Annotated in this window: 14 protein-coding genes; 2 read left to right on the top strand and 12 right to left on the bottom strand. The window is 57.9% G+C overall.

Translation table 11 applies throughout. The annotated features are described in order from the left end of the window. Positions 1 to 317: 317 nt before the first annotated feature. The gene (locus Q0K07_RS07245; protein WP_294558076.1) at positions 318 to 554 is read right to left on the bottom strand and encodes a hypothetical protein; all 237 of its coding nucleotides are present in this window, start codon (positions 552 to 554) and stop codon (positions 318 to 320) included. 476 nt (positions 555 to 1030) lie between these two features. Next, entirely contained in the window at positions 1031 to 2203 is a 1173-nt protein-coding gene (locus Q0K07_RS07240; protein WP_294558074.1) for a site-specific integrase, read from the bottom strand. A gap of 396 nt (positions 2204 to 2599) precedes the next feature. Here Q0K07_RS07240 and Q0K07_RS07235 point away from each other — a divergent pair, with 396 nt between their 5' ends. Next, entirely contained in the window at positions 2600 to 3145 is a 546-nt protein-coding gene (locus Q0K07_RS07235) for a hypothetical protein (RefSeq protein ID WP_294558072.1), read from the top strand. 91 nt (positions 3146 to 3236) lie between these two features. Continuing rightward, positions 3237 to 3953 (top strand): vWA domain-containing protein, encoded by a 717-nt coding sequence (locus Q0K07_RS07230; RefSeq protein WP_294558070.1) that lies wholly within the window; start codon positions 3237 to 3239, stop codon positions 3951 to 3953. A 102-nt stretch (positions 3954 to 4055) separates the two neighbouring features. Here Q0K07_RS07230 and Q0K07_RS07225 read toward each other — a convergent pair whose 3' ends face one another. The 10 genes from Q0K07_RS07225 to Q0K07_RS07180 form a co-directional block, all read right to left on the bottom strand. Further along, positions 4056 to 5597, bottom strand: a complete 1542-nt coding sequence (locus Q0K07_RS07225; RefSeq protein ID WP_294558069.1) for a carboxylesterase family protein — start codon at positions 5595 to 5597, stop codon at positions 4056 to 4058. A gap of 476 nt (positions 5598 to 6073) precedes the next feature. Further along, complete coding sequence (gene serS, locus Q0K07_RS07220; protein WP_294558067.1) at positions 6074 to 7354, bottom strand: serine--tRNA ligase; 1281 nt, start codon at positions 7352 to 7354, stop codon at positions 6074 to 6076. Between the two features lie 178 nt (positions 7355 to 7532). Beyond that, on the bottom strand, positions 7533 to 8915 hold the full coding sequence (locus tag Q0K07_RS07215; RefSeq protein ID WP_294558065.1) for an SLC13 family permease: 1383 nt from the start codon (positions 8913 to 8915) through the stop codon (positions 7533 to 7535). Between the two features lie 141 nt (positions 8916 to 9056). Beyond that, positions 9057 to 10727, bottom strand: coding sequence for an FAD-binding protein (locus tag Q0K07_RS07210; RefSeq protein WP_294558063.1), 1671 nt, complete (start codon positions 10725 to 10727; stop codon positions 9057 to 9059). Between the two features lie 139 nt (positions 10728 to 10866). Continuing rightward, the gene (locus Q0K07_RS07205) at positions 10867 to 11121 is read right to left on the bottom strand and encodes a ferredoxin family protein (protein ID WP_294558061.1); all 255 of its coding nucleotides are present in this window, start codon (positions 11119 to 11121) and stop codon (positions 10867 to 10869) included. Between the two features lie 207 nt (positions 11122 to 11328). Continuing rightward, on the bottom strand, positions 11329 to 12051 hold the full coding sequence (locus tag Q0K07_RS07200; RefSeq protein WP_294558059.1) for a Crp/Fnr family transcriptional regulator: 723 nt from the start codon (positions 12049 to 12051) through the stop codon (positions 11329 to 11331). A gap of 248 nt (positions 12052 to 12299) precedes the next feature. Then, positions 12300 to 13769: an SLC13 family permease gene (locus Q0K07_RS07195; protein ID WP_294558057.1), complete on the bottom strand. Its 1470-nt coding sequence runs from the start codon at positions 13767 to 13769 to the stop codon at positions 12300 to 12302. 30 nt (positions 13770 to 13799) lie between these two features. After that, positions 13800 to 15521 (bottom strand): FAD-binding protein, encoded by a 1722-nt coding sequence (locus Q0K07_RS07190; protein ID WP_294558055.1) that lies wholly within the window; start codon positions 15519 to 15521, stop codon positions 13800 to 13802. After that, positions 15514 to 15786 carry a ferredoxin family protein gene (locus Q0K07_RS07185; RefSeq protein WP_294558053.1) on the bottom strand — a complete coding sequence of 91 codons (273 nt, stop codon included), beginning with the start codon at positions 15784 to 15786 and terminating at the stop codon, positions 15514 to 15516. The genes Q0K07_RS07190 and Q0K07_RS07185 overlap by 8 nt, the downstream gene beginning before the upstream one ends. 208 nt (positions 15787 to 15994) lie before the next feature. Then, on the bottom strand, positions 15995 to 16375 hold the full coding sequence (locus tag Q0K07_RS07180; protein WP_294558051.1) for a hypothetical protein: 381 nt from the start codon (positions 16373 to 16375) through the stop codon (positions 15995 to 15997). Between the last annotated feature and the right edge of the window lie 67 nt (positions 16376 to 16442).

The raw sequence follows: 16442 nt of genomic DNA, 5'->3' as shown, positions 1-16442 counted from the left end.
ACAGTTTGTAGGGGAGTTCTGATACTCCCCTATAAAAATGGCTATTTATCAACTGTTTGTTGTGACATAGCCTAAAATAAAAAACCCCCGAAAATTTTTCGGGGGAGGTTAAGGGGGAAAGAAAGAATCGATGCAGAGTCAGTGGGTTATTTCCGCACTTGTTAAATCGGTACACTTTACTTGTTCAATTGGTACACTTAATTCTGGCATAACAAGATGCCGATATCGGTAAAAGCGAATGAAGAACACTGCTAGTTCATCATCGCAGGCAGCTTTCTGCCCGGTCAGCTATAAATAGCAGGATGATGCAGGGAAAACTATGCGCCGAATTTCTTGATTACCCATTCAAGAATATCCTTCTTCTCATAGTAAACCTTATTACGAGAAATAGAAGACTTTTTTATTCCTTCTTTTTTCTTGTCTGCATCGTTGTTTGCCATCGTCTTAGCAGAAATAACTACTCCATACAGAGCAAGTTTTTTGGAAAGAGATGCTCTTGTTTCGTAATCGTTAAGACTCTTGGACAGGTTGTCGTAAAGTACCGATGCGGCCATATTACACCTCATTTACCAATTTGAGGTTGTAATCCTGACTCTGCAAAGGAACCTAAATCTCTATGACGTTTAATCAAATTTGTAAAGTTAAAAATAGGTATATATTAGCTGAGTATCATCTCTAAAATCGATAGGAGAGTAGTTTTCGTATCTTCAGAAGAAAATATACATGCCGATGAGTGGCAAAAAAATCTATCTATATCTTATATTAATATACTTTTTTGAAATAAATATAATGCAAAGGTGTGGAAAATAACTATTAATTGTCTATCAACAAAATATACAATCTTGTGTAATATTTGATAATATTGATATACTATTTTATAATTTAATTACATAAGTAATATCGAATTGTTTTATAAATGTATACTGTTGTATGTTAATATATCATGTAAAAAACAAGGCTATGATACTTCTCATGCCTCGTCCTTGTGCGATATGACAAAGATGAGTATTCATTCAGAGTCCTTTACCAATCACTCCTCCAATATTTTGATGGCTACGCGTAATCCTTCAGGAGAGAGGTGACTATAGCGTTGAGTCATGACAATACTGGCATGTCCCATGAGTTCTTTGACTTCATAAAGACTTACTCCACCACCGACAAGCCATGAAGCAAAGGTATGTCTAAGACTATGAAAACATACCCTCAGTCTTGGATCGGATATGTTTTTATTGAACAGTTCATCGGCTATACGTTTGAAGGTATGTGAAGGTTTAGCCATCCTGTTGCCATTTTCATCAGGAAAAATAAGGTTTCCGGTTCTGTTCTCATACCGCTTTGAGAGTACGCTGTAGACGTTCCTTGTCATAAACGCAAATCTGTTGGCCTTGGCTTTGGGGTCTCGGATAAACAGCTGACGTTTTTCAAAGTCGCAATCAGCCCAGGTCAGCGCCGTAATCTCACCAAATCGTAATCCACACTCCATGGATACGATAGCCATGTCATGTATCGTGGGGCTTCGATCTTTCAGTCTGTTCAGCAGTTCATGGGCTTCTTCTTTGCTGAGATACCGTTGCCTTCGATTGTCTTTTTTGGGGAGTATGACTTTTTGAGTGGGAGAAGGAGTACTGACGATTCCTTTATCCATTGCTTTCGTCCATACCTGAGAAATGACGGCCATCGCGTATTTGATGGTCGCCGGTGCTTTTCCCTTTTGGATCATTTTGCATTTTAGACTTTCGAGATCATCCTCCGTGAGTTTGGCAATCGGGATATGGCCAATAGCCGGTTTGATCCAGTTTTTCCAGAGTGCCTTTTCTGATACCATACTGGAGTCGGCTTTATGGAGCTGAGAGGGAAGATAGGTATTGGCCCAGAAATCAGAAAAAATAATCTGGTTCCGTTGCCTTTGAAGTTCCTCTTCTTCTTTGGCCTTTCTTTCCGCTTCAGCGATATCCCTTCGTTCCCGTAAGGATCTGGGGCCTTCTCCGAGGCGTTTAGCTTCTTTCAGTCGAGCCAGTTCCACCCGGGCTTTAGCCAGAGTGATTCCTTCCGAGGCCCAACCGAGAGCTTCCTGATACATTTTTCCATCTACGGCAAAACGGAGAACAAAGTAGGCGTCCGGTTTGACACCGTGTTTTCTGGTCGGATGCTTTTTACACCGGATACCTTTTTCGAGTCGTATCCAGGTTTCATCTTTGCTCATGCTTCTAAAACCTCTTGCCCTAATCAAGTTCCCAAGATAGAAGAGTTGTGCCAGTTTTGTGCCAGTTTTTCAAATCCAAGGTAAATTTGTTATGAAAAATTTTATTGTGTAATATGTTGAAATTATATATAAAACAAAACAAGGCGGTATGGAAAAAGAGACGAAAAGAGGGAATGGCATTCAAGAGGCCAAGAGTTCAATTCTCTTCATCTCCACCAGAATTTCAGGGTCTGCGGATATACCGCAGGCCCTTTTTCTTTATCCGTAAAGTTCCGGCAGAGATGTTTTTCCATGCCCGGAGGTTTTCCGAGTGTTCCTGCCGGCCGGGCCGGCGGCCTCATGCCGTGTGGGCTGCACGTTTTTTTCTGTGACCTTCTGTCCTTGCGGGGAACGGCCGTGATCGATCCTGCTTTTAAGGCATGTCTTCTTCGTTACATCTCTTCCCGGGGAGAGGATTTTCAGCGCGCGGAACTTCCGGGCACGGATACTCGTCTGCACCTGGAACCGGAGTTCCGCTTCGAGCGCGTCCATACCTGTTTCCAGAAGGCGGTATCCCCGAAGGGCAGGGTACTTGACGCGCTGAAGAAGGCCGTGCGCTCCCGTGATGAAAGCTTTACGGAGGCTCTTGTCCGGCTGATCCGGGAAAAAGGCATGAGTCATGCCGAATGCTACCGCCGCGCGGGTATCGACAGAAAGCTCTTTTCCAAAATTCAGAAGGACGTGCATTACCGCCCCAGCAGGAAAACGGCCTTCGCCTTTGCCCTTGCCCTTGAGCTGAACGAGGAGGAAGCGCGGGAATTTCTGGCCAGGGCGGGCTATGCCCTGTCGAAGAGTGACGCCTTCGACCTTGTCATCGAATACTGCATCCGGGCGAAGATATACGACGTCATGCTCATCAACGAATATCTTCTGGAGCTCGACCTTCCTCTTCTCGGAGCCTGAAGGGCCGCATATTGTCGCCGCAGCGGCGACCTGATGCCGGGAATGTTCCCCTATAAGGCGGTTAACAAGCCGACAACCTTGAGGAGGAACTATGAACGGCATTACGGAACTTGTGTTCATTCTCGACCGCAGCGGCTCCATGCAGGGACTGGAATCCGACACCATCGGCGGTTTCAACGCCATGCTGGAAAAGCAGAGGAAGAGCGGGGGAACGGTGCTTCTTTCCACCATCCTTTTCAACCAGGAAAGCTTCGTGCTGCACGACCGCAGGGACATCCGCGAGGTTCCTGCGCTTACGGAGAAGGAGTATGACGTTTCCGGCTGTACGGCGCTGTACGACGCCGTGGGCGGGGCCATACGGCATATACGCAACATACACCGCTACATCCGTCCGGAAGACGTGCCGGATCATACGCTCTTCGTCATCACCACGGACGGGCTGGAGAACGCCAGCACCCGTTTCACCCTGAAGGATGTGCGCAGGCTCATTGAGGAGAGGAAGGAAAAGGGCTGGGAATTTCTCTTCCTCGGCGCGAACATCGACGCCGTGGAGGCGGCGCGGGATTTCGGCCTTTCCGAGAGAAACGCCGTGGATTTCATCTGCGACGGCGAGGGGTTGCGCACCATGTACGAGTCCCTCTCCCATGCCTGTGCCTGTTTTGCCCGGAACGGCGTCATAGAGGGAGACTGGAAGCGCAGAATACGGGAAGACTATGAGCGCCGCGGCGGAAAGGGCGGGAAGAGCGGCAGGACTCCGGGCCTTTTTTCTCCGCTGCGCGGCATGGGAAACGGAAGGTTCTTCCTGTAGAAGGCATCCCCTGCGGAAGGGGCTGACATGAACAAAAAGGCTCCCTGCCTTCCGGCGGGGAGCCTTTGTCTGTCCGGAAAGGGCTGTCCTTTCCGGCAGAGTTTACTTCAGGATCATGGTTTCGCGTTCCGTCTTCCACGGATCGGAGACTTCCGCGCTTTCGGTGTTGAAGCGCATGGTCATGCGCTTTTCGGTATCAAAGGGCGTCCAGCCGGGGTTGCCTTCCCTGGCAAAGCGCACCCAGGCGCCGTGCATGGCTTCCGCCAGAGTATCCGGGGGATTGGCGCCCACGGTGTTTTTCACACGGGCGGAGTCCTTGTGCAGGGTCTTGAAGACAAAGGGCAGATCCACGCTGTGGGCCGCGCCCAGGCGGCCGTCTGCCGCGTCGCTCTTCCAGGCGAAGGAGTAGGCGAAGGCCTTGCCTCCGGCCTTTTTCTGGCTTTCCAGCACCTTGTTGGCGGGCATGCGGAAAATGAAGTCGGACTGAAGCGCGGTGAACAGCTCGCCGGGCGTTTTTCCGCGTCCGGCCTTGCGGTAGCGTTCCACGATGTCGGCGGGAAAGCCCGTGGAATCCACAAAGCCCCTGACCGCGCCTTCGCCTATCTTGTCGATGGCTCCGCTCGGCACCGTATACCAGCGCCATTCCTCCTCGGCGGAACCCACCATGATGTCCACATCGCGCGAGGCGCCTTCGGCAATGGCGTCCACCGGGCGCTTTTCCAGAACTTCCCCGTCATAATAGGGCTTGAACAGGGCGATGTTGCCGCCCAGCATGCGGCACCATTCCGGCTTTTTGTTCTGCGCGGCGAGAAAGGCGGGGAAGGAGAGCAGTTTTTCCGGGGAAAGGGCGGCCACGGCCTCGCGGCTGTTTTCCACGCCGTAGAAGGCGAGCAGGCTTTCCGCGACTCTGGAGGCAAGATCGGCGTCGTACTGGGCCAGAGCCGCCGGGCTCTGGAGAATGGCGCGCCGGAAAAGTCCCCGGGCCATGGGGGAGGAAAGCAGGGAGGTGATGTGCGTGGCCCCTGCGGACTGGCCGAACACCGTGACGTTGCCGGGGTTGCCGCCGAAGGCGGCGATGTTGTCCTGCACCCAGCGCAGGGCGAACATCATGTCGCGCAGGGCGAGGTTGGCCGGAACGCCCTGAATCTTTAAAAAGCCGTCCACATTCACGCGGTAGTTGATGGTGACGAGCACCACACCGTCGCGGGCAAAGGCCGTGCCGTCGAAACGCACGTCGTTGTTGTCGCAGGTGGTGCTGCCCCCGCCGGGGATGTAGACCATGACGGGGCAGTTGCTTTTGCCGGGCGCGGGCGTCCAGATGTTCAGGCGCAGGCAGTCGCCCCCGCCGACGGGCTTCGGCGTCGCGCCTCTGCCGAGCTGAAGGGGAATGTCGCCGAAGGCACCGGCTTCCACAACGCCCTTCCAGGGGGCGACGGGTTCCGGCAGGGCAAGGCGGTATTTGCCTTCATAGGGAGGCATGCCGCAGGGCACGCCCCGGAAGACATGCACTCCGTCGATGACGAGACCGCGCAGGTCTCCCTTGGAAGTATGGACAATGGGCCCTTCCGTCGCACGGGCACGGAAGGGCAGGGCCGTCATAAGCGCCGCAGCGGCGCCGGCATAGAGGAACTGGCGTCTGTTCATGAAAAGGCTCCTGTCTGTATGCAGAGAAAGGAAGCCGGAAACGGCTTCTCTGTTCAGAAAAAAGCAGAAGCCCGCGTAAGGTAAAGCTCAAAATTTTTTTCTGTTGTTCTAAGAAAGGCAACAAGTTTCCGATGGTTTTGAAACTATGCGCACGAGGGTTCTGGAGAAAGGAAGCGGGCATGCCTTTGCAGAGAGCGGCGGAAGCCGTCGGCCGATCACAGGCAGGCTGCTCTGCCGTGCGCGGGGAGGCTGTCTCCCGTTTTTTTTCCGATGGCCTCAGGGCGTGTTCTTCGCCTGCGGGGAGGCGGCCTGCCTGCGTGAGCGGATCCGGCAGGACGGAGTGTTCCTCATGCGGGGGCCGGAATCGGCTGTCTGCGGAACATGTTCCCCGCGCTTTGGGGAGCGGCCGCGGAAGGCGGATAAAAAAAGGGAGACGGCAGAGCCGTCTCCCGGAAAAGGCGGAAGAGGAAAGGGGACTACATGTCGGGGGTGATCACTTCAAGGCCGCCCATGTAGGGACGCAGCACCTTGGGGATGACGATGGAGCCGTCTTCCTGCTGATAGTTTTCGATCACGGCCACCAGAGAGCGGCCGGTGGGCAGGCCGGAACCGTTGAGGGTGTGCACGAACTCGGGCTTGCCGCCCTTCTTGGGACGGAAGCGGATGTTGGCACGGCGGGCCTGGAAGTCCACGCAGTTGGAGCAGGAGGAAATTTCGCGGTAGGTGTTCTGACCGGGCAGCCACACTTCCACGTCATAGGTCTTGGCGGAACCGAAGCCCATGTCGCCGGTGCACAGGGTGATGGTGCGGTAGGGCAGTTCCAGCTTTTCCAGCAGGATTTCAGCGCAGCGGCGCATGTTTTCCAGTTCTTCCCACGACTTGTCGGGGTGGGCGAAGCGCACCATTTCCACCTTGATGAACTGATGCTGGCGGATGAGGCCGCGCACGTCCTTGCCGGCGGAACCGGCTTCGGAGCGGAAGCAGGGCGTGCCTGCGGTATAGCGCAGGGGAAGCTGATCTTCTTCAAGAATTTCCCCGGCGTGCAGGTTGGTGACGGGCACTTCGGCGGTGGGGATGAGGTAGTAGTCCCACGCGGGCATCTTGAACAGGTCTTCCTCGAACTTGGGCAGCTGGCCCGTGCCCAGCATGGTGGCGGCATTGACCATGAAGGGGGGCAGAATTTCGGTGGCGCCGAATTCCGTGGTCTGCGTATCGAGGTAGAAGTTCATGAGCGCGCGTTCCAGGCGGGCGAACACGCCGTGGGAAACGCAGAAGCGGGAACCGGCGAGCTTGGCGCCGCGTTCAAAATCAAGGCCGGTTCTGGCCGCGCCCACTTCAAAATGCTGCCTGGGCGGGAAGGTGAATTCGCGCGGGGTGCCCCAGCGGTGCAGTTCGGGGTTGTCGTTCTCATCCAGGCCCACGGGCACGGAGGCGTCGGGGATGTTGGGCACGCTGAGCATCCACTGATAGACTTTTTCCTTGATGTCGGAGGCTTCGGCGTCCAGTTCCTTGATGCGGTCGGAAAGCTTGCCGAGTTCGGCCACGAGCTCGGAGGCGTCTTCCCCGGCGCGCTTTCTGCGGGCCACTTCGGCCGATTCGGAATTGCGCTTGCTTTTGAGCGTTTCCACTTCGGTAAGGGCGGCGCGGCGGCGGGCGTCGAGTTCCAGGAATTCATCGACGGAAATGCTGGAATGGCGGTCGGCCAGAGCCTTGGCCACCACTTCGGGCTGTTTCTGAAGCAGTTTGAGATCGAGCATGGGTACTTCCTTGGATCTGCGTGTGGGCAATATGATGCAGGCATGACGCCCGGGTATTTGAAAGGAACAGATATTCTAGCCCGACAGCGTCGCAGCGTCAATGTTGAACGCCTGCGGGAAAAAGAAAGGGCCCGCATCCCCCGGATACGGGCCCTCTGGCGGAGCGTTCTCAGACATCCTACATGATGCCCACAAAGTGCCACCACGAGATGGCCACGCAGGCGAGCAGCACGCCGCAGATCAGGGCGCGCAGAGCGAGCGCGGGAATGACGTGGGCGAGCGTCACGCGGCCGGTGATGAAGATGTACAGAAAGTACACGGCCTCATAAGGAAGGATGTACTGATCCAAGCCGTACTGGAAGGCGTAGAACAGCGGCAGGGGGTTCATGTTCAGCGCCTGTCCGAGGTCACCGATGGCGGGCGTGAAGGCCGCCGTGGCGGCAAGGGGCGTCAGCAGAAAGTTGACCACCACGCCGGAAACATAGGCGATGATGACCGACATGTTTTCTCCCCAGCCCTGGAGGAAGGGCAGCACCTGCTGCACGGCCCAGGCATTGAAGCCCACGGTTCCGCCCACGAAGCCGATGGACATGCAGCCGGTGATGAAGATGAGGAACATGATTTCCACCTTGCCTATGCTGTCCTCGGAAAGGATGCTTATACCGGGCATGTAGCAGAGCAGGGCCAGCACGGCGAAGACGTACACGGGATCGACCCCTGTCCAGGGCTGCACCATGAAGGCGAGCACCATGCCGAGAACGATGACCATGAGCTTCTTTTCTCTGGCGCTTACGGGGCCGAGTTCCCTGCGGCTGGAGGCGATGAAGGCCTGCGCGTCGCCCATGGAGGTGAGGTTTTCCTTGCCCTTGACGAACCAGATGACGGCCATGGAGGCCAGTGTGTAGACCACGGAGAACAGGGAGCCGTGCCAGGCGTACTGCCAGAAGTCCACGGTGGTGCCGTCCTTGAAGAGCATGGTGAAGGCCCAGATGAAGCTTTCGGACGTATGCAGGAACAGGAACTGCGGCGCGGCGGCGGCCATGAAGGCCATGAGGATGATGGCCGAGGACATGCGCGACTTGTGATTGAGCCTGAGCGTGTCGACGATGCCGGAGGCGATGGCGCAGAGCACCACCATGCGGGCGAGGATGGAGGGCAGAACAAGGGCGAGAGCCAGCCCGCCGAGGAAGAAGCCCCACAGAAGCCCCGTGAAACTGCCGCCCGCCAGGGTGAGGCAGCCGAGTGCCAGACGCCTCGCAAGGCCCGTCTGGTCCATGGCTTCGCCGATGATGACGGCGGCAAAGGATATCCACGGCAGAACCGTGGTCCACGGGCCGAAGACCACTTCCGCCGGAGCCACGCCTCCCAGCAGGTAGCCGAAGGTGAGCAGGGCGGCCACGCCTATGGCCGGAAAGACGTTGAAGGCCCAGGCCAGTATGGCCATGCCGGTCATGGCCATGAACAGGGGAGCCTTGGGAGAGATGTCCGCCGGAGCGGCGAAGTAGATGAGCAGGGGCAGAATGAGTGTCAGCGGCCAGCGGAGCATGGACAGTGTTTTCATGGTATCTCCAGTGTGCGGCGAACGTTCGGGGATGGGTGCGGGATGCGGCTGGTGACGGAGGCGGATGTTCGGGAAAGAGCGTTCCTTGTGCGAAGAGGGCTCCCCGGCTTTCTGCGGCAGAAGCCGGGGAGCGGGAGAGCGTCAGATGAGGCGGTCGCGCCAGGCCATCTTCACTTCGCCATTCTCCTGCCAGACGCGCAGGAACTTGTCGCGCAGCAGGGGGTTGGTGAAGGTGTAGTCGGAACGGATGTGACGTCCCCGGCTTTCCTTGCGCTCCCTTGCGGAGACCATGAGCGCCTGGCCGAGGTCGAGCAGGTTGATGACTTCCGCGGCGCGCATGAGTTCGTGCGCGTCGGAGGCGTACAGTTCCTTTTCCATTTTTCTGCGAAGGTCGCCCAGGTACTTGATGCCTGCACTGAGCATGGTGTCGGAGCGCACGCGATGCGGGCCGCAGTCGGCGTATTCGGTCATGATCTGCTGCAGGGCGAAGTTGGCTTCCTGCCAGGACGCGCCGGTCTTGCGTTCGTAGATGGCGCTGTAGAAGGCCATGCGTTCCCCGGCCTGCGCGGGCATGCCTTCGTCGAGGGCAAGGTGCTGATAGTCGGCGGCGTGATGCCCGGCTATCCAGCCGTACACGGCCGCTGCGCCGATGTCGCCGCTGATGTTGCCCATCATGTCGCCTGCGGCGAAGAGTCCGCGCACGTTGCTTTCGCCGTTGATGTCGATTTCTATGCCGTTGGTCACCAGGTTGGCTTCATACTGGCCGAATTCCACGGCATGCCTGCCCGGGTCGATGCCTTCCTTGTCCATGTAGTCCAGCAGGGCGGTGAGTCCTTCGCACTTCATGGCCCAGCGCATGTGCTCAAGGTCTTCCCTGCTTGCTCCGGAGCAGTCCATGTAGGCGGGGCCCCGGCCGCTCAGCTTGAGATCGGTGAAGGCCGAAGACCACACGTCGCTCGTCATGTCGCCGGTTTCCACATCGGGCTTTGTGATGAAGGGGCCTACGGGCCTTCCGTCGGGGTAGCGGTACACGCCTATCCAGGTGGCCTTGCCGCAGCGGGCGAGGAAGCGCGGCCCGGCGTGACGGTAGGTCTTTTCCATGTTCACCAGATACGTTCCTATGCGCCAGGCCTGGGCGATGGAATCGCCGGTGCCGGAAGGACACATGTTGGTGTTGAACATCTGACTCGGCGTGGGATCGGTGGTGAAAAGACGGCTCACATAGCCCGTGGCGGCCACCACGGCCTTTGCATGCACCATGATGAAGGAAGGTTCGTCGCCGGAAACGTCCAGAGCGAGCACGCCGCTCACGCCTTCCTCGTTGCGGAACATCTCAAGCACGGGCGCGTGGTTCAGTATCTGCACGCCGCGCTTCTTCGCCTGTTCGGTGAGCACCTTCTTCTGATTGTGGCCGTCGTACTTCAGGAAGATGCGCGGGCGGCCCGGGTAGGCGTGCCCTTCAAAGTGAAAGTCGCCCGTGGGCTTCATGTTGATGCCCCAGTCGTTCCACATGTTCACGATTTTCGGGCTGGTCTCCAGAAAGCGCATGACAAGGGGCGTGTCGTTGCTCGTGGCGTTCTGGCTGTCCATGAACTCGTTGTACACCACGCTGATGTCGCCGTGCTTTTCGGGAATCCAGCACAGGAAATGGTCGTTGCCCGTGGCGCCTGCGCCGCTGCGCTTCGTGTTGGCCTTGTCCAGAAGAACGACCCGGGCGCCCTTGTCCGCCGCCGCGATGGCGGCCATAAGTCCGGCTATGCCGCCGCCGATGACGGCGACGTCGGCTTCATACTGCTTTTTGAGAGGGATCATGGATGACCTCCGGAGAAATACGGTGTGAGGGAGAGAGCCGGTGCATCCTTTTCGGAAGGTTTTCGTGTCTGCCGGCAGGGGGCGGCGGAAGGGAAGAGGCGGAGGATGACCGGTTTTTCAGGAACGTTCACGAGGCCTTTCAGCGTGCGGGCAGATCCCTGGGCTTCAGGGTGTCGGCGTCCACATAAAGCAGCATGTGCGTGAGCGGCAGGCGCAGTTCTATGGCGTGGGCCGGGCAGTCCAGCACGCAGGCGTTGCAGTGCCAGCATTCATAGGGGCGCTTCACTTCGGGCACCTTGTCCGTGACCTTGTTGTGACGGAATACCTGCAGGGGACACACGTCGGCGCAGATGCCGCAGCCGAGACACGCTTCTGTGTTGATGACCGGGGGCATATTCTTCTCCTTTGCAAAAGTGAGCATTCGTACGGCGGATGTCGCCGGTGGACGACGTGTACAGAATTTCACAAAGGAAGAAGAGAAAATATCGCGCGTGCGACATTCCGGGAGTTTTTTTTCTTTTTCTGGAAAAGGAGTGCAAGGAAAGGCCCCGCAGTCTGCCGCGTGCAGGCGAGGGCACAGGCCCCGTGCGGGTGAGATGCGTCAGACGCCCGCCATGCGGCGCAGGCGCTCCATGTCGAGGATGCACACCCTGCCGCGGCGGAAGCTTTCCAGCACGCCCTGACGCTTCAGGTACTGTATGGCTCTGCCCAGGGTGGCTCTGTGCACGCCGAAAGTGGCGGCGCAGCGTTCCTGTGTAAGGCCGAGGGGAAATTCCGTGCTGCCGTGCCTTGCCGCAAGCGAGACGAGGTAGCGGCAGAAGCGGATGGTGAACTCATCCATGAGCATGTCGGAAAGAAAGGTGCTGTGTATGAGCGTCACGGTGCCCATCTGCGTGAGGGCGTAGGCGGCAAGGGCGGGGCAGGCCGCAACGGCGCGCGCATCCTGAAGTACGGAACCGGGAATACGCCAGATCACGCTGTCTTCCACGCAGTAGTACTGACCGGAGGCGTTTCTGTGCGTGAGCGCGCAGGCGAGGTTGAAGATGCCCCCGGGCTCGAAGGTCATGAGGGCGCGCTGCCTGCCGTCCAGCGTATCGAAGAGAATGCGTACTCTGCCCTTTTCCAGAAAGTACATGTCGAAGAGCCGGGGGCCGGAAAGGTCGATGAAGCTTTTCGCCGGACAGAGGATTTTCGTGCCTTCGCGCTGAATTTCCTGCCATACGGCGGAGGATGCGTCCACATCGCCCCGCGCCACGGGGACGGCAAAGGACATGAAGTCCGCGAGGGGAGCGTGTTCCGGGGAAAAGGAGGCGGAGCCGGTCATGACATGTCCTTGCAGAAGAGGAGGATGCCGGAAGGGGGCGCGGAAATGGTAGCAGGGAAGCAGGGGAGGGGCAAGACAGGGAAAGAAGAGCGCCGCTTCGCGGGGGCGGAGCGGCGCTCTCTGGAGGCATGGGGATCTTTTGCGATTCCCATGCTGAAGCGGACGGGACGAACATGGGCTCCCCGCCCGCGTGCTGCGGCACATGGCTGTCGCCTGCGGAAAGGCGGAACTTTCCGCAGGCGTGGAGGCTAGAAGATGGCGGAACCGATGATGGTGATGACGGCGCTCATCAGTATCCAGGAGAGCAGAATGACGATGGGCGAGGACTTCCAGATGCTCTTGGTGCTGGCCCATTCGTTGCCGTGCAGAAGCGCGGCGCTGGAGCTGGCGGCAGGAGTGAGGAAGGCCAGATGCACGCCCATGACCACCATGATGACGGGCAGTTCCGGTCCGACGCCCATGTTGGTGCAGTAGCTGTAGATGACGGGCATGAGAGCCACGCCCACGGCGCCGTTGTTGATGAACTGGGTGAGAATGGTGGCCAGAAGGCCCATGCACACGGCGAAGAACAGCGGGGAACCGGAACCGAACAGCGGTTCAAGCATGGTCATGAGGAAGGGCGTGATGCCGCTTTCGGGCTTGGCCATGGCGCCGGAGAGGGGCTGAACCATGGCAAGGATGAAGATGATGCCCCAGGCCACGCCGTCGTCCACCATGGCCTTGAAGCGGAGCAGCGGCTTGCCGTTGACCTTGATGAAGCACATGAGGCCCACGAGGAACATGCATATGCCGGTGTTGCCTATGCTCTTGAGGAAGCGGACGATGGCCAGATCCTTGGGCAGGAAGGCAGGGATGAGCAGCAGCGCCACCAGGGCGAAGAGGAAGCCGAGCACCATCTTCTGCACCTTGTTGAGGCTCAGGCTCTGATCCTTGTCGAGCTGGCTGGCGTCGAGGCTGGCGAGCTTGCTCACGTCGGGACGGAAGATGTACTTGCCGATGAGCAGGAAGAGCAGGGAGCACAGGGCGCAGGCGACAAGCGCGATGAACATGTACTTGGCGTAGTCGATATGCGTGCCGGACATGGTTTCATAGGCGCTCATGACGGTGAGGGCGGCCTGCTTGAAGGGAATGAGGGCCATGCCCACCTGGGCGGCGTACACGATGCCGAACACCATCATGGTGGGGTAGCCGTCGCCCTTCTTGTAGCCGCACACGTCGCACACGCCGTACAGGATGCTCCAGCCGATGACCGCCGCAGGGGAGGCGCTGGTCAGGCCGCCGAGCAGCATGATGGAGGCGAGGAAGGTGTAGGTGAACAGCCAGGGTTTGCCGGCCACGGCCTTGCGGGTGATGAACCACAGCGAGATGAACTTGGACAGGCCGTAGTAGTTGATGGTGGCGCAGAACACGAAGATGAAGAACATCATGACCACGATGGGGTCACCGAAGCTCTTGTTGAGCAGCATGCCGGGCTTCATGCCGCCGACGAGCATGAGCGCGAGCAGGCCGGCGATGCTGGGCCAGATGATGTCGATGAAGATCCAGCCGTAAAGCACGCCGAGGAAGACGCCGATGAGGTTCATCCCCAGCGGGGTGAGGGGTTCGATGGGGGAAAGCTGCCCGAAGCCGAACATGATGGCAAGGCAGATGACGGTGTGCACGAAGTACATGACGTCCGGCTTTTTGGGCGCGGCGGGAGCGGTGCTGGTGGCAGCCATGGTAAAGTCTCCTGAGAGAAAAAATGCGGATTAGCGGTCTTCGGAGGTGAAGCGGAAGTTATCCTGATAGTACCGGGTGATGGGGCGGCTGTAGCGTTCCAGCGGAACGCGCTTTCTGCTGATTTCCATGCCGCCGTCTTCCTTGCGCCGGATGATGAGCCAGGCGAGGCCGTCTTCGGAACGGTGGGGGTAGTCCTCGCGGAAGTGTCCGGCACGCGATTCCCGGCGTTCCAGGGAGGCGCGCAGGTACAGCTCGCTCACAAAGGCCATGGAGCGCACTTCCCTGAGCTTGAGCAGGTAATGCGGGTCGGATGCGGCCATGGCGGGCACTTCTTCCGTACGGATGCGCACGATTTCATCGAGCGCCCTCTGAAGTGAGGCTTCCGTTTTCAGAATGGAAACATCATAGGGGAACATGGCGGCCTGCACCTTCTTGAGCACATCGCGCGGGGCCAGACCTTCGCGGCCCAGGGGCGCATAGATGGCTTCGCACAGGGCGTCCACGTCGTCGTCGCATTCCGCACCGTTCACGGGCGCGGCGGACTGGAGGAATTCGGCCGCGCCTTCACCGGCAAGATGCCCGGTGACGGAGGTGCTCATGAGGGCGAAGCCGCCGGCGTACACGCCGGGTTCCGTGCTTCTGGCCGTGCCTGCGGCAAACAGCCCTTCCACGTTGGTCACGCCCTTGATGGAGGCTTCCATGCCGCCGTAGGAAATGGTCATCTGCGGCAGCCATTCGGTGTTGTCGCGGAACAGATCCATGCCGAGCCTGGAGAGCTTCTCATAGTTCATGAGCTGCCAGCCGTTCTGGGGCTTGAGCAGGATCAGGTTTTCCGGATTGATGTGGCTGATGTCGAAATAGATGGGCCCGCGGCCGGCACGGATTTCCATGGCCATGGCTATGGTGATGTAGTGCGGGTCGGTGTTCACGCCGAGCACGGGAGAATACTTCTTCATGAAGTCTTCGCCCTTGGAGTTGATGAAGCGCGCGCCCAGGGGAATGAGCTTGGTCTGCCCTTCCCAGCCGAAATAGCGGGGCATGTTCCACACGCGGCTGAACTCGAAGTCCTTCAGTCTGGCCCCGGCGTTCCACACCATTTCCACGCCTTCGCCGGTGGGGGTGTTCTTGCCGTAGGAGGTCTTCCAGCCGCCCACGCCCGTGGCCGCAATGACGACCTGCGCGTGGAAGCGGTAGAAATCGCCGTTTATGGAATCAAAGCCCACGGCGCCGACCACGCGGCCGTCCTTTTTCAGAAGGTCGGTCACCATGATGCGGCCGAGGCTTTCCACATTGGCCTTGCGCAGCTGACGGACAAGGTTGCGCACCATGTCTTCCCCGCCCCGGCCCACGAGCTTGGCCGGATACAGCTTGACGTGGGGCAGGCCGCGCTGAGGAATGCTCTTGAGCGTGCCGTCTTCCTTGCGGAAGAATTCGCAGCCGTAGCGCTGGTAGTCTTCCAGACGGTCATAGGAGCGGCGGAGCAGCTCTTCTATCTGTTCCTGATCGCAGAGCCCGTCGAAATAATAAATGAAGTCTTCCACCCAGGCATTGAGATCGTCGCCGGGAATGACGGCGTCGAAGTCGCCTCCCGCCATGGACATGAGTCCGCCCCAGTCCTTGGGGCCCTTGTCGACGATGACCACCTTCTTTTCCGGCAGAAGCTCGGTGAAACGCTTGGCGGCCCACAGGCCGGCGGAACCTCCGCCGATGATGAGCAGATCGCTTTCCACAACATGCGTGGTTCTAGGCATGGTAGGCCTCCTTGTCTCTCAGATCGTTCCCTTCCACGGCCTCGTACCGGGGGCCCGGAAAGACCGGAGGCAGCTTTTCCTTGAAAGGATGGACGAAGATGGCTCCGGCAGGGCAGAGCCGTTCGCAGACATAGCAGGTCATGCAGTCGTCGGGGTAGGCGATGAAGGCCTTGCCCGCTTCATTGAGCCGGATGGCGTCCAGAGGGCACTTCTGCACGCATACGCCGCAGCCGACGCATTTGGCGTCGTCGATATGCTGTATCATTGATATTTCCTCATAAGCCGTCCGCCCCCCGGCGGGTACGGCTGAGCATCTTCGCTGTTTGCCAGTGAAGAACCGAAAAATCTCCGTGCATTTTTCGGAAGAAATTCCTTTGCCTTGCGCTCCCGGTCATTTCCGTCCCCTTGGAAACGGCGGCTGTGCCGCCCCCGGTCGCGCGGAATGCGTGATATGTTGATAGAAAAATCACATTTTAACTAAAATAAGTCAAAGCGATAATTTTTAATTTTTGTTTGATGAAATCATACACTCCGGAAAAGGCTTTTTCCGGTGCAGAGGGCGGGAAAAATGCCGGAAATGATAAAAAGATGTGAATAAAATCAGCAAAATGTGTTATTCTTTCTTTTCTCATGTCGCCGGAAGAAAAGGCACCGGAGCGGGATATTTTGAACATGAACCTGCCGGAAAAAGCCGGCCTGCCTCGTTTTTCGGGAAAAAAGATGCCCTCCGGGCGCTTTTTTGCGCATTTTTCGGGGAAGAAAGGCCGATTTTGTGGTGATGGGGCATGAAATCGGCCGAAGAAACGCGGGCCTGAGGCTTCCGCGCGGAGATGGTATTGTGAAATAAGAATCAAGAAAAGGGACGAAAAAGCTCCCTGCCCGCCGGAGCGGACAGGGAGCTTTTTACGAGGGATAAAGGAA

Source organism: uncultured Mailhella sp. (assembly GCF_944324615.1).
In the GTDB taxonomy this organism is placed as follows: domain Bacteria; phylum Desulfobacterota; class Desulfovibrionia; order Desulfovibrionales; family Desulfovibrionaceae; genus Mailhella.
This window is presented reverse-complemented; position numbering and strand designations above follow the sequence as displayed.